This is a genomic window from Streptomyces iakyrus (assembly GCF_000717055.1).
Classification (GTDB): Bacteria; Actinomycetota; Actinomycetes; order Streptomycetales; family Streptomycetaceae; genus Streptomyces; species Streptomyces iakyrus.
Map to the genome: position 1 here is coordinate 302351 of NZ_JNXI01000014.1, position 12793 is coordinate 315143.

Consider the following 12793-nt stretch of genomic DNA (forward strand, 5'->3'; position numbering starts at 1 on the left):
TTGATACGTTGAGGCAGCCAGCCCCAGCCCGTACCCCCCAGCAGCAGGAGCCACATCCCCGTGACCACGCTTGCGCTCGGCCCCGAGTGGCTCAGCCCGGACTACCTGATCGAGACCTTCGCCCTGCCGGGCATCCTGCTCATCGTCTTCGCCGAGTCCGGACTCTTCGCCTTCCTTCCCGGCGACTCGCTGCTGTTCACCGCGGGCCTCTTCGTCGCCCAGGGCCAGTACATCAGCCAGCCGCTGTGGCTGGTCTGCACGCTGATCGTGCTCGCCGCCGTCATCGGCGACCAAGTGGGCTACATGATCGGCAAGTTCCTGGGCCCGAGGCTCTTCAACCGTCCCAACTCCAAGCTCTTCAAGCAGGAGAACCTGGACAAGGCCCACGAGTTCATGGAGAAGTACGGCCCCAAGGCGATCGTCCTGGCCCGCTTCGTCCCGATCGTGCGCACCTTCGCCCCCATCGTGGCCGGCGCCGGCCGCATGAAGTACCGCACGTTCCTGACGTACAACATCATCGGCGGCATCGCCTGGGGCACCGGCGTCACCCTCGCGGGGTACTGGCTCGGCCAGATCGACTTCATCAAGAAGAACGTCGAGTCGATCCTCATCCTGATCGTCCTGCTCTCCGTCGTCCCGATCATCATCGAGTACCTGCGCGACCGCTCGAAGAAGAAGCGCGCGGCGGCGCAGGCCCCCGCGGAGCGGCAGCAGCAGCCCCCCGCCATGGACGACGCGACGACCCAGCTCCGCCGCATCGCCCCGGACGACCAGCCGCCCCACCAGCAGCCGCAGCATCAGCCCCCGTACGGCAACGGGAACGGCTACGACGACCAGCAGTACTACGGCCAGTACCCCCAGAGCCCGGGCTACGGCCAGCAGCAGGGCGGCCACCAGCAGCCCGCCCCGGGCTACGGCCACCAGCAGCCGTACGGCACGCAGCAGGGGCCTTACAACAACGGCTACTGAACCGACTGTCCTGGGGCGCGGGGAACTGCGCGAACACCCCACCGGCCCGCGGCCGCCGACGTACGCCCAGCCCCGACCTCCTCGGCGCTAGAAACCCCTCGTGCGCTTGGCGGCCCGCCGCTTCTCCGCGGACCCGATCCGCAGGAACATGCGGGAGATCTCCGACCCGAGATTCACCCCGATGGCGATGGCCATGGCGAGCGCCACCGCCTTCGACAGCGACACCAGCCCCTCGTCCACCTCGTTCTGCGCGATCGCCAGCAGCCCGAAGTACGTCGCGGAACCCGGCAGCAGGGGCCCGATCGCCGCGGTCGTGTAGGGCAGGGCGGACGCAAACTGATAGCGCGACAGCAACTGCCCGAACAGCCCCACCAGGCCCGCCGCCGCCGCGGTGGAGGCCACCGGCGAGATGTCCCCCACGTAGTGCATCGCGCCGTACACCACCCACGCGACACCGCCGTTCAGCGTCACCCACATCACGGTGGATCGTTCCTGCTGGAGCAGCACCGCGAACGCCAGGGACAGCAGCATCGACGCGCCGATCATCATCACCGGGTCGTCGGAGGCCCCGAGCGCCTGGTCCGGGTTGAGCCGAGCCCCCAGCTGCACGCCGAAGTACAGCACCAGCAGCACACCCGCGACGATGCCGACGAAGAAGTACATGACCTCCAGCAGCCGCGCGGACGCGGTGATGTAGAAGCCGGTCAGACCGTCCTGCACGCCCGCCACCAGCGCCCGCCCGGGCAGCAGCGCGAACAGCCCACCGGTGATCACCGCCGACGCCTTCACGTCGACGTGGGCCAGCGTCAGCGCGATCCCGATCGCGGCCGGCGGCGTCGCGGCCACGGTGAACTGGTAGAACTCCGGCAGCCCGCGCCCCGCGCACAGCCACGCCAGCCGGTCACCGAGCATCGCGCCCAGCGCCGCCGCGATGAACACGATCAGGTCGCCGCCCACGAGCACGGAGGCCGCACCCGCCAGCAACCCGCTCGCACCGGTCAGCGCCCAGCCGGGGTAGGGGTGCCGGTTACGGCGGATCTCCGCCAGCCGCCGGTAGGCCTCCTCCAGGGAGACGGCCGTCTCGTGGTCACTGAGGTCGTCCACCAGCTGGTACACGGCCGCCAGCCGCGTGTAGTCGGTGCCCCGGCGGCGCACCGTCCGCGACGCCGTGACCGGGTCGTCGACCAGGGACGGCTGGTAGGAGATGGCCAGCAGCGTGAAGGTGACGTTGGGCTCGCAGCGGTCCAGGCCGTAGGACCGGCAGACGGCGAACATCGCCGCCTCCACGTCCTCGGCGCCCTCACCGCCCGCCAGCAGCAACTCGCCGATACGCAGCGTCAGGTCGAGCACACGCGGCACCGCAGGACCGCTCTCGTCGCCGCCGCGCTGGATCGCCTCCGGCGCCGGCCGCTCCGCCACCGGCATGCGCAGCATCGTGCGCATCCGGTCCTGCCACGGCACGTCCTTGGTCAGACTGACCACGGGGATCCCGGTCGGCGGCGTGAAGGCCGACGGAGCGTGCTTCGCGCTGTAGGTGCTCGGCGGGGTGAACGCCGACCCCTCCTGCTCCGCCGAGGGCGCCGCCTGCACGTCGAGCCCTTGCGGCACCGCGAACTCGGACGTCGTCTCGGGCTCCGCACCGGCCGTTCTGTGCAGGGCCAGGCCCTCGGGGATCGCGAACTCGGACGTCGTCGACATGTCCCCGTCGACGCCGGTCCCGGCCGGAGGCAGGAACCCACTCCTCGCCTCGTCCGACTTCGGTTTGCGGTCCTCCGCGTCCGTCACTGCCTGGCGCTCCCTGTACGACACGTCAGCCTCGTACCCCCCACAGCCTCAGTATGCGCACAGACGGACGAACGGGCCGCACGCGCAGGCGTGCGGCCCGTCAGCAACAGGAGAAGGGGTCAGTGACCGCCGCTCTCCTTGAAACGCTTGTAGGACCGCTCGATCTCGATCTCGGCGTCCGTACGGCCCACCCAGTTGGCGCCCTCGACCGACTTGCCGGGCTCCAGGTCCTTGTAGACCTCGAAGAAGTGCTGGATCTCCAGGCGGTCGAACTCCGACACGTGGTGGATGTCCCGCAGGTGCTCCACGCGCGGGTCCGTCGACGGCACGCACAGCAGCTTGTCGTCGCCGCCCGCCTCGTCCGTCATGCGGAACATGCCGATCGCGCGGCAGCGGATCAGGCAGCCCGGGAACGTCGGCTCGTCGAGGATGACCAGCGCGTCCAGCGGGTCGCCGTCCTCCCCGAGGGTGTTCTCGACGAAACCGTAGTCGGTCGGGTAGGCGGTCGAGGTGAAGAGTCGCCGGTCCAGGCGGATACGACCGGTCTCGTGGTCCACCTCGTACTTGTTGCGCGAACCCTTCGGAATCTCGATCGTGACGTCGAACTCCACCGGTGGCTCCTCCATGATCAACACATAGTTCTGGTGGTTAAGTGTCCCTCACGCAGGTGTGTGATCGCGAAAGGGGCTGGTGGTCGTGCCAGAGCTGAGGCCTTGGCGGGCCGCGAAGCCGCACGTGGTGCGGCTCGCGGATGCCGTACGACCGCGCCTGGCCCGGGCCGCAGCAGCCACGAAACCACGGCTCGCGCGGCTCGCGAGAGCCGCAAAACCGCAGGTCGCGAAGGGTGCGCGGCCGAAGACCTGGCAGTACACCGCGGGCGCCGCCACCGCCGGACTCGCACTGACCGCCGGTGTGGTGACCGCCGCCGGTCCCTGGGACTCCTCGGGTCAGCGTACGGCCGAGCGGGACCGGGCAGTGGCCCTGGGCCGCGCGGGTGGCACAGATCACGGCAGCGCCCCCGGCGCGCCCGGGCGGCCCCGCCCCGCCGCCCCCAGCGCCGGACCGGTGCTGACCGGCCTCGGCGGCGTCAGCACCGTCAAGTCCGCCCCGGACGGCAAGGCCCTCACGGACGCCCTCACGCCCCTGCTGAAGGACCCCGCCCTCGGCCCGCGGCCCGCCGCCGCGGTCATCGACGTGACCACCGGCAGGCGCCTGTTCGGCGCATCCTCCGGCACCGCGCTCACCCCCGCCTCCACGACGAAGGTCGCCACGGCCGTCGCCGCGCTGTCGGCGATGGGCGCCGACCACCGCCTCACCACCCGCGCGGCGCTCGAACCCGACACGAAGGAAGTCGTCCTGGTCGGCGGCGGCGACCCCACGCTCACCGACCGCGAGAAGGCGGGCCCGTGGGCGAGCCTGCGCACCCTCGCCGCCGGGACGGCCGCCGCCCTCGCCGACCGGGGCGTCCGCGAGGTGACCCTCTCCTACGACACGACCCGCTACGCGGGCGACGAAATGCACCCGATCGGGGTCGACGGCAACCTCGCCCGCGTCACCCCCCTGATGGCCGACGAGGGCCGCACCGACGACTCGACGAGTGGCCCGGCCCAGCGCCTGCCCGATCCGGCCGCGGACGCCGCCCGCCGGTTCGGGGAGCTCCTGAAGTCCCACGGCATCAAGACCACGGCCCCCGGCCCGTCCAAGGCCACGACCCGGGCCAAGACCCTCGCGGCGGTCTCCTCGCCCCCGCTCTCCGCCGTCGTCGAACGCATGCTGACCAACAGCGACAACGACATCGCCGAGGCCCTCGCCCGCCAGACGGCCGTCGCCACGGGCAACCGTGCCGACTTCGCCGGCGCCGGCAAGGCCATCAGCGGCCAACTGCGCAAGCTCGGCCTCCCCGTGAAGGGCGCCGCCTTCAAGGACGGCAGCGGCCTGAACCGCGCCGACCGGCTGACCCCCGACCTCCTCACCGCCCTGCTCGCCAAGGCCGCCGACCCCTCCCACCCCGAGCTCCGCCCGGCCCTCACCGGCCTCCCCGTCGCAGGCTTCACCGGCACCCTGACCACCCGTTACACGGACGGAGCATCCGGCGTGGTCCGCGCCAAGACCGGCACCCTCTCGGGCGTCCACACCCTCGCGGGCACCCTCGTCGACGAGGACGGCCGCCTGCTCGCCTTCGCGTTCATGGCCACGGACACGGACCCCGGCAGACCGGCGGCGACCCAGCAGGCACTGGACCGGATCGCGAGCGCGCTGGCGGCGTGCGGCTGCCGGTGACCGCCACCCGCCCCGCGCGCCCACGACCGGCCCCCGCCCTCGCCGCCCTGCCCCAGCGGTCGGCGCTCACGTACGGTTGACGCATGACGAGCATCGGTGGTGCTTCAACCGGCATGGTCGACTGGAATCTCGCGGTCGCGACCGCGACCCGGCTCGTACGGCCGGGCCCTGAGGTCAGTCGCGACGAGGCCCGGGCCGTCGTCGCTGAGCTGCGCCGGCATGCCAAGGCCTCGGAGGAACACGTCCGCGGATTCACCCGGCTGGGCACCGAGGAGGGGCACGACACCCCCGTCCTCGTGGTCGACCGCCCGGGCTGGATCCGGGCGAACGTCGCCGGGTTCCGGGAAATCCTCCGGCCCCTGCTCGACAAGATGCAGGAACGGCGCGGCAACACCCCCGGCGGCTCCGTGATGAGCGCCGTCGGCGGCAAGGTCACCGGCGTCGAACTGGGCATGCTGCTGTCCTTCCTGGCCTCCCGCGTCCTCGGCCAGTACGAGACCTTCGCCCCGGCCACCCGCGAACTCCCCTCCGGCGCGAACGGCGGCGGCCGGCTCCTCCTCGTCGCCCCGAACATCGTCCACGTCGAGCGCGAACTCGACGTCGACCCCCACGACTTCAGGCTCTGGGTGTGCCTGCACGAGGAGACCCACCGCACCCAGTTCACCGCCGTGCCCTGGCTGCGGGACCACCTGGAGGGTGAAATCCAGGCCTTCCTCCAGGAGACCGACGTCGACCCCATGACCGTCCTGGAACGCGTCCGGGAAGCCGCCCAGACCCTCGCCGGGGGCCGCCCCGAGGCCGAGGAGGACGACGGCGGACGCTCACTCGTCGAGATCGTCCAGACCCCCGCCCAGCGCGAGATCCTCGGCCGCCTCACGGCCGTCATGTCCCTGCTGGAGGGCCACGCCGACTTCGTGATGGACGGCGTCGGGCCGGACGTCGTCCCGACCGTCGGGGAGATCCGCGAGAAGTTCCAGCAGCGCCGCGCCAAGGGCGCCTCCCGCCTGGACCTCGCCCTGCGCAAGCTGCTCGGCCTGGACGCCAAGCTCCGCCAGTACCGGGACGGCGAACGCTTCGTGCGGGCCGTCGTCGACGAGGCCGGCATGGACGGCTTCAACCGCGTGTGGACCTCGCCCAACACCCTCCCCACCAAGGCGGAGATCGCCAAACCGGCGGACTGGGTCGCGCGGGTGCACCGCAGGGCCGAGTAGTGAACATCGCGGGAAGGTCGTGAAAGGAAACCGGCCGACGGCAGGCGAACGCCCCTCCAATCACCCGTCCGAGGGACCGTGAGGCAGGGGTAGGCGTGCAATGCTCGGGGAACGGCCCGGTTCTGTCACCATCTACACACTCTGCGTGACCGGCACGCGGGCTCACCCCCCGAAAACTTCATGAAGGGAACCGGACATGGGTCCCCATCCTGCGGTCGCGGCGATACGCCTGGCGGTCCGCCGCGTCCTCCACGACCTCCTCACCGAACACCACCGCGCCCCCGCCGCGGTCCCGCACGCCCTCTCCCACGAGTCCCCGCCGCTCGTGCTCGTGGCGTGCTCCGGCGGCGCCGACTCCATGGCCCTGGCCTCCGCCCTCGCCTTCGAGTCCCCCAAGCTCGGCGTCAGAGCCGGCGGCATCACCGTCGACCACGGCCTCCAGCCCGGCTCCGACGCCCGCGCCGCGGAGGTCGTCCAGCGCCTGCGCGAACTCGGCCTCGACCCCGTCGACTCCGTCGCCGTCACCGTCGGCCGCACCGGCGGGCCCGAAGCCGCCGCCCGCGACGCCCGCTACGCCGCACTCGACACCGCCGCCGAACGCCACGGCGCCGCCGCCGTCCTGCTCGGCCACACCCGCGACGACCAGGCCGAGACCGTCCTCCTCGGCCTCGCCCGGGGCTCCGGCATCCGCTCCCTGTCCGGAATGGCCGCGGTCTCGGGGGCCGGCGGCCGCTACCGGCGCCCCTTCCTGGAGCTCGACCGGCAGACCGCCCGCAAGGCCTGCATGGTCCAGTCCCTGCCCGTCTGGGACGACCCCCACAACGCCGACCCCGCCTACACCCGCTCCCGGCTGCGCCACGAGGGCCTGCCCGCCCTGGAGAAGGCCCTCGGCAAAGGCGTTGTCGAAGCCCTCGCCCGCACGGCCCGGCTCTCCCGCGACGACGCCGACGCCCTCGACTCCTGGGCGAGTCAGGCCGAGGCCACCGTCCGCGACGCCGCGGGGCTGCTGGAGTGCGCCAAGCTCTACGCCCTGCCGCCCGCCGTACGCCGCCGCGTCCTGCGCCGGGCCGCCATCGAGGCCGGGGCACCCGCCGGGTCGCTGTTCGCCCGCCACATCGAGGAAATCGACCGGCTGATCACCGGCTGGCGCGGCCAGGGAGCCATCAACCTCCCCGGCAAGGTCGTGGCCCGGCGGCAGGGTGGCAGACTGGTGATTCGGCAAGGCTGAACCACGACCCCTCCCCGCAGTCGCCAGGAGGGGCCGCTCGGCCGGTGGGACGACCGAAAGTGATGCGGGTGGACGCGAAAGACATGGGTGCCGACCTCGAGAAGGTGCTCATCACCAAGGAAGAGATCGACGCCAAGCTGGCCGAGCTGGCAGCGAAGATCGACGCGGAGTACGCGGGCAAGGATCTGCTGATCGTCGGAGTCCTCAAGGGCGCGGTGATGGTCATGGCCGACCTCGCCCGGGCTCTGTCCACCCCCGTCACCATGGACTGGATGGCCGTATCCTCGTACGGGGCGGGCACCCAGTCCTCCGGTGTGGTGCGGATCCTGAAGGACCTCGACACCGACATCAAGGGCAAGCACGTCCTGATCGTCGAGGACATCATCGACTCCGGCCTGACCCTGTCCTGGCTGCTCTCCAACCTCGGCTCGCGCGAGCCCGCATCTCTCAAGGTGTGCACGCTGCTGCGCAAGCCCGAGGCCGCGAAGGTGGCCATCGACGTGGAATGGGCCGGGTTCGACATCCCCAACGAATTCGTCGTGGGATACGGCCTTGACTACGCCGAGAAGTACCGCAACCTCCCGTTCGTCGGTACGCTCGCGCCCCACGTGTACGGCGGCTGAGAACCCGGCCGCGGTGCCGTGCCGGTGATCGGGAACCCCAGCGGGCGTCCCGCCGTTGGAGCAGGCGTAGGCGGATCGCCAGCCGTCCCACGCGGCTACAGGTGACAATGCTGGGGTACCGTCCGAAGAACAGTCTTTATCAAACTCACTATGGCAGGAGGGACGGGGCGGCACCGCTCCGTATGGATGGACGTGAAGCGATACTTCCGTGGGCCGGTCATGTGGATCGTGCTGGCCGTCCTCGCCGTGGTCGTGTTGATGCAGGTCGTCGGCTCGTCCGGCGGCTACAAGACGGTGGACACCGGCCAGGTCGTCCAGGCGATCAACCAGAACAAGGTCGAGTCGGCCAAGCTGACCACCGGTGACGAGTCGATCATCAAGGTCGAGCTCAAGGACGGCGTAAAGGTCGAAGGCAGCTCCAAGATCCAGGCGAGCTACATCGGCACCCAAGGCGTGGACCTCGCCAACACGCTGCAGAACAAGTACCAGGACAAGCAGATCCCGGACGGCTACACCGTTTCGCCGTCCAAGCAGAACCCGTTCGTCGGCATCCTGCTCTCCCTGCTGCCCTTCGTGCTGATCGTGGTCGTGTTCCTGTTCCTGATGAACCAGATGCAGGGCGGCGGCTCCCGGGTCATGAACTTCGGGAAGTCCAAGGCGAAGCTCATCACCAAGGACACCCCCAAGACGACCTTCGCCGACGTCGCCGGGTCCGACGAGGCCGTCGAGGAGCTCCACGAGATCAAGGAGTTCCTCCAGGAGCCGGCCAAGTTCCAGGCCGTCGGCGCCAAGATCCCCAAGGGCGTCCTGCTCTACGGGCCTCCCGGCACCGGCAAGACCCTGCTCGCGCGCGCCGTCGCCGGCGAGGCGGGCGTCCCCTTCTACTCGATCTCCGGTTCCGACTTCGTCGAGATGTTCGTCGGTGTCGGTGCATCCCGAGTCCGTGACCTGTTCGAGCAGGCCAAGGCGAACGCCCCGGCGATCGTCTTCGTCGACGAGATCGACGCGGTCGGCCGCCACCGCGGCGCCGGCCTCGGCGGCGGTCACGACGAGCGCGAGCAGACCCTGAACCAGCTCCTCGTCGAGATGGACGGCTTCGACGTCAAGGGCGGCGTGATCCTCATCGCCGCGACGAACCGGCCCGACATCCTCGACCCGGCGCTGCTGCGCCCCGGCCGCTTCGACCGGCAGATCGCCGTCGACCGCCCGGACATGCAGGGCCGTCTGGAGATCCTCAAGGTCCACCAGAAGGGCAAGCCGGTCGCGCCCGACGTCGACCTGTCGGCCATGGCCCGCCGTACGCCCGGTATGACCGGTGCCGATCTGGCCAACGTGCTGAACGAGGCCGCCCTGCTGACGGCCCGCAGCGACCAGAAGCTGATCGACAACCACATGCTGGACGAGGCGATCGACCGTGTGGTCGCGGGCCCGCAGAAGCGGACCCGGATCATGTCGGACAAGGAGAAGAAGATCACCGCGTACCACGAGGGCGGACACGCCCTGGTCGCGGCGGCTTCCCCGAACTCCGATCCGGTTCACAAGATCACGATCCTGTCGAGAGGCCGGGCCCTCGGCTACACGATGGTGCTGCCGGACGAGGACAAGTACTCGACCACGCGCAACGAGATGCTGGACCAGCTGGCCTACATGCTGGGCGGCCGCGCGGCCGAGGAGCTCGTCTTCCACGACCCGACCACGGGTGCCGCCAACGACATCGAGAAGGCCACCGGTCTGGCCCGCGCGATGGTCACGCAGTACGGCATGACCGAGCGTCTCGGCGCGATCAAGTTCGGTGGCGACAACACCGAGCCGTTCCTCGGCCGTGAGATGTCTCACCAGCGCGACTACTCGGAAGAGGTCGCCGCGCTCGTGGACGAAGAGGTCAAGAAGCTCATCGAGACCGCGCACAACGAGGCCTGGGAGATCCTGGTCGAGAACCGCGACGTCCTCGACAACCTCGTGCTGCAGCTGCTGGAGAAGGAGACGCTGGGCAAGGAGGAGATCGCCGAGATCTTCGCGCCGATCGTCAAGCGCCCGCCCAGGCCTGCCTGGACCGGCTCCTCCCGCCGCACGCCGTCCACCCGTCCGCCGGTCCTCTCCCCCAAGGAGCTGGCCCTGACGAACGGCGCGAACGGCGCGACGCCGGCCATCTCCACTGCGAAGAGCACCGTGGCGGAGCCCGCCCCGGCGCCCGAGCGGACCCCGGAGGACCGCCCCGAGAGCTGACCGGGCTCTCCCGGCAGGCCCACCGGCCCCGGAATGGATGCCGCGCCCCCCAGGTTTTAGCCTGGGGGGCGCGGCTTTGCGCCATATCCGCGGGCCCACCGTGAAGGAACAGGAACGAGGCATCAGATGACCGACCCGGTGACGCTGGACGGCGAGGGCCAGATCGGCGAGTTCGACGAGAAGCGTGCCGAGAACGCCGTGCGCGAACTGCTGATCGCGGTCGGCGAGGACCCGGACCGCGAGGGCCTGAGGGAGACGCCGGCGCGGGTGGCGCGCGCGTACAGGGAGATATTCGCAGGGCTGTGGCAGAAGCCCGAGGACGTGCTGACCACGACGTTCGACCTCGGGCACGACGAGATGGTCCTCGTGAAGGACATCGAGGTCCTGAGCTCCTGCGAACACCATCTCGTGCCGTTCGTCGGGGTGGCGCACGTCGGCTACATCCCGTCCGTCGAAGGCAAGATCACAGGCCTGTCGAAGCTCGCCCGGCTCGTGGACGTCTATGCCCGGCGCCCCCAGGTGCAGGAGCGGCTCACCACCCAGATCGCCGACTCCCTGATGGAGATCCTGGAGCCGCGCGGCGTGATCGTCGTCGTCGAGTGCGAGCACATGTGCATGTCGATGCGCGGCGTCCGCAAGGTGGGCGCGAAGACGATCACCTCGGCGGTCCGGGGGCAGCTGCGCGACCCGGCGACCCGTAACGAGGCCATGAGCCTCATCATGGCCCGCTGACGCCGCCCTGCCTCACACCGTCGGGGCCACCCCTGTGCCGTCGTTCTCGTCGTCCTCCGGGAGCTTGCAGACGCGTTCCAGGAAGAGGGCGGCCGCTATGACGCCGATGCCCGCGAGGACGGAGAGGCCGGCGTAGATGGCCTGGTCGCGGCGGGCGGGGATGTCGAGGGATTCCAGGAGGAAGACGCCGGTGCCGCCGTACATCCCGGCGACCAGGGCGGCGACCAGGGCGCTGGCGTGGCCGAAGACGACCGCGCGGGCCGCCATGAGGGGGTCGACGCCCTTGGCCTCGGGGCGGCGCTCGCGCTGGGCCTTGAGCCGGGCGCGGATCGAGAGCGCCGTGGCCAGCAGGATCACGGCGATCACGGCCAGGACGACGGGGGCGGCCAGGGGGACGCTGGGGAGCGTCCCGACCGAGTTCCACAGGCGGGCGCCCGCCCAGGAGAGGACTCCGGCCACGACGAAGACGCCGGCCAGCACCCGGATACGCAGCTCTCTCACGGTGTCCCTTCGGTTCCCCCGGCGTCCGGCCCGGTTCGCGGCCGTCTTGACCTTAACGGCTACTCGGGCAGCCGGAGTTCCAGGTCGGTGCGGGGCGCCACGCCGTCGCGGGTGACGGCGTCCAGCAGACCGGCGACCGGGCCGCGGCCGGGCAGCTGCGCCTCGGGGTCCAGGTCGTGCCAGGGGGCCAGGACGAAGGCGCGTTCGTGGGCCCGGGGGTGGGGGAGGGTGAGCTGCGGGTCGTCGGAGACGACATCGGCGTAGGAGACGATGTCGACGTCGAGGGTGCGGGGGCCCCAGTGCTCGTCCCGGACGCGGTGGAAAGCCTCCTCGACCGCGTGCGCGCGCTCCAGGAGCGAGGACGGCGGGAGGGTGGTCTTGAGGACCACGACGGCGTTGAAGTAGGCGGGCTGGCTGCCGGGGTCCACGCCCCAGGGCTCGGTCTCGTAGACGGGGGAGACGCCCTTGACGCGGACGCCGGGCGTGTCCTCCAGGGCGTCGACGGCTCCCTGGAGGGTCTCCAGGCGGTTGCCGAGGTTGGAGCCGAGGGCGACCACGGCCCGTTTGGGGTTGGACAGGGTCGTGTCGGCGGCGTCGACCTTCTCGACGACGGAGGCGGGGACCGGCTGTACGGTCGGGTCGGTCGGACCCTTGATGAAGGGCGCGGTCATGCTCGGCTCCGGGTGATGGTGACGGTCACGTCGTCGAAGGGGACGGTGATCGGGGCGTTCGGCTTGTGGACGCAGACCTCGACCTCCTGTACTCCCTCGTGCTTCAGGCAGGCCTGGGCGATGCGCTCGGCGAGCGTCTCGATGAGGTCGACGGGCTCGCCCTGGACGACGGCCACGACCTCCTCCGCCACGATGCCGTAGTGCACGGTCTTCGCCAGGTCGTCGTCGGCCGCGGCCGGTCGGGTGTCCAGGCCGAGGACGAGGTCCACGATGAAGGTCTGGCCCTCCGCGCGTTCCTCGGGGAACACGCCGTGGTGCCCGCGGGCCTTCAGGCCGCGCAGCGCGACACGATCCACGCGAATCACTCCTGCAATCGTCGGTCAGGCCGGGTCGGTGCCGTGTGCGGTCGGCACACCGGCCTCGGTCGAATCTACCTGCGCGCACGGGCGGGCCCGGGCCACGGGGCCCGGGCCGGCGCCGGGCCCGGCAGGATTCATCCGGCGTTTCCCCTGGGGAACCCGCCGGTGCACAGGTTGGTAGCCGCCCCTACCCGGGCGTCCGTGATTC

12 protein-coding genes are annotated in these 12793 nt (G+C 70.9%); 7 read left to right on the forward strand and 5 right to left on the reverse strand.

All coding sequences use genetic code 11. The features are described from left to right. Window positions 1-60 precede the first annotated feature (60 nt). The gene (locus OO68_RS22690; protein WP_033310287.1) at window positions 61-969 is read left to right on the forward strand and encodes a DedA family protein; all 909 of its coding nucleotides are present in this window, start codon (window positions 61-63) and stop codon (window positions 967-969) included. Window positions 970-1056: 87 nt separating this feature from the next. Here OO68_RS22690 and OO68_RS22695 read toward each other — a convergent pair whose 3' ends face one another. Further along, window positions 1057-2754 (reverse strand): threonine/serine exporter family protein, encoded by a 1698-nt coding sequence (locus tag OO68_RS22695; RefSeq protein WP_033310289.1) that lies wholly within the window; start codon window positions 2752-2754, stop codon window positions 1057-1059. 119 nt (window positions 2755-2873) lie between these two features. Further along, window positions 2874-3365, reverse strand: coding sequence for an inorganic diphosphatase (locus OO68_RS22700; RefSeq protein ID WP_033310291.1), 492 nt, complete (start codon window positions 3363-3365; stop codon window positions 2874-2876). A 79-nt stretch (window positions 3366-3444) separates the two neighbouring features. On the opposite strand from OO68_RS22700, the gene dacB reads away from it, so the two are divergent. The 6 genes from dacB (at window position 3445) to folE (ending at window position 11054) form a co-directional block, all read left to right on the forward strand. Further along, the gene (gene dacB, locus OO68_RS22705) at window positions 3445-5034 is read left to right on the forward strand and encodes a D-alanyl-D-alanine carboxypeptidase/D-alanyl-D-alanine endopeptidase (protein WP_033310293.1); all 1590 of its coding nucleotides are present in this window, start codon (window positions 3445-3447) and stop codon (window positions 5032-5034) included. 83 nt (window positions 5035-5117) lie between these two features. Beyond that, entirely contained in the window at window positions 5118-6245 is a 1128-nt protein-coding gene (locus tag OO68_RS22710) for a zinc-dependent metalloprotease (RefSeq protein WP_033310295.1), read from the forward strand. 196 nt (window positions 6246-6441) lie between these two features. After that, window positions 6442-7473, forward strand: a complete 1032-nt coding sequence (gene tilS, locus OO68_RS22715; RefSeq protein WP_033310297.1) for a tRNA lysidine(34) synthetase TilS — start codon at window positions 6442-6444, stop codon at window positions 7471-7473. A gap of 83 nt (window positions 7474-7556) precedes the next feature. After that, window positions 7557-8096 carry a hypoxanthine phosphoribosyltransferase gene (gene hpt, locus OO68_RS22720; RefSeq protein WP_237304982.1) on the forward strand — a complete coding sequence of 180 codons (540 nt, stop codon included), beginning with the start codon at window positions 7557-7559 and terminating at the stop codon, window positions 8094-8096. Window positions 8097-8282: 186 nt separating this feature from the next. Further along, entirely contained in the window at window positions 8283-10322 is a 2040-nt protein-coding gene (gene ftsH / locus OO68_RS22725) for an ATP-dependent zinc metalloprotease FtsH (protein ID WP_033310301.1), read from the forward strand. A gap of 126 nt (window positions 10323-10448) precedes the next feature. After that, window positions 10449-11054, forward strand: coding sequence for a GTP cyclohydrolase I FolE (folE, locus tag OO68_RS22730; protein WP_033310303.1), 606 nt, complete (start codon window positions 10449-10451; stop codon window positions 11052-11054). A gap of 12 nt (window positions 11055-11066) precedes the next feature. Here the strand turns inward: folE and OO68_RS22735 are convergent, their stop codons facing one another. From OO68_RS22735 to folB, 3 genes are read right to left on the reverse strand one after another with little or no spacing between them, the layout of a single operon-like run. After that, window positions 11067-11555 carry a DUF3180 domain-containing protein gene (locus tag OO68_RS22735; RefSeq protein ID WP_033310305.1) on the reverse strand — a complete coding sequence of 163 codons (489 nt, stop codon included), beginning with the start codon at window positions 11553-11555 and terminating at the stop codon, window positions 11067-11069. 59 nt (window positions 11556-11614) lie between these two features. Beyond that, window positions 11615-12226: a 2-amino-4-hydroxy-6-hydroxymethyldihydropteridine diphosphokinase gene (gene folK / locus OO68_RS22740; RefSeq protein WP_033310310.1), complete on the reverse strand. Its 612-nt coding sequence runs from the start codon at window positions 12224-12226 to the stop codon at window positions 11615-11617. Next, window positions 12223-12582 (reverse strand): dihydroneopterin aldolase, encoded by a 360-nt coding sequence (folB, locus tag OO68_RS22745; RefSeq protein WP_033310312.1) that lies wholly within the window; start codon window positions 12580-12582, stop codon window positions 12223-12225. The genes folK and folB overlap by 4 nt, the downstream gene beginning before the upstream one ends. Between the last annotated feature and the right edge of the window lie 211 nt (window positions 12583-12793).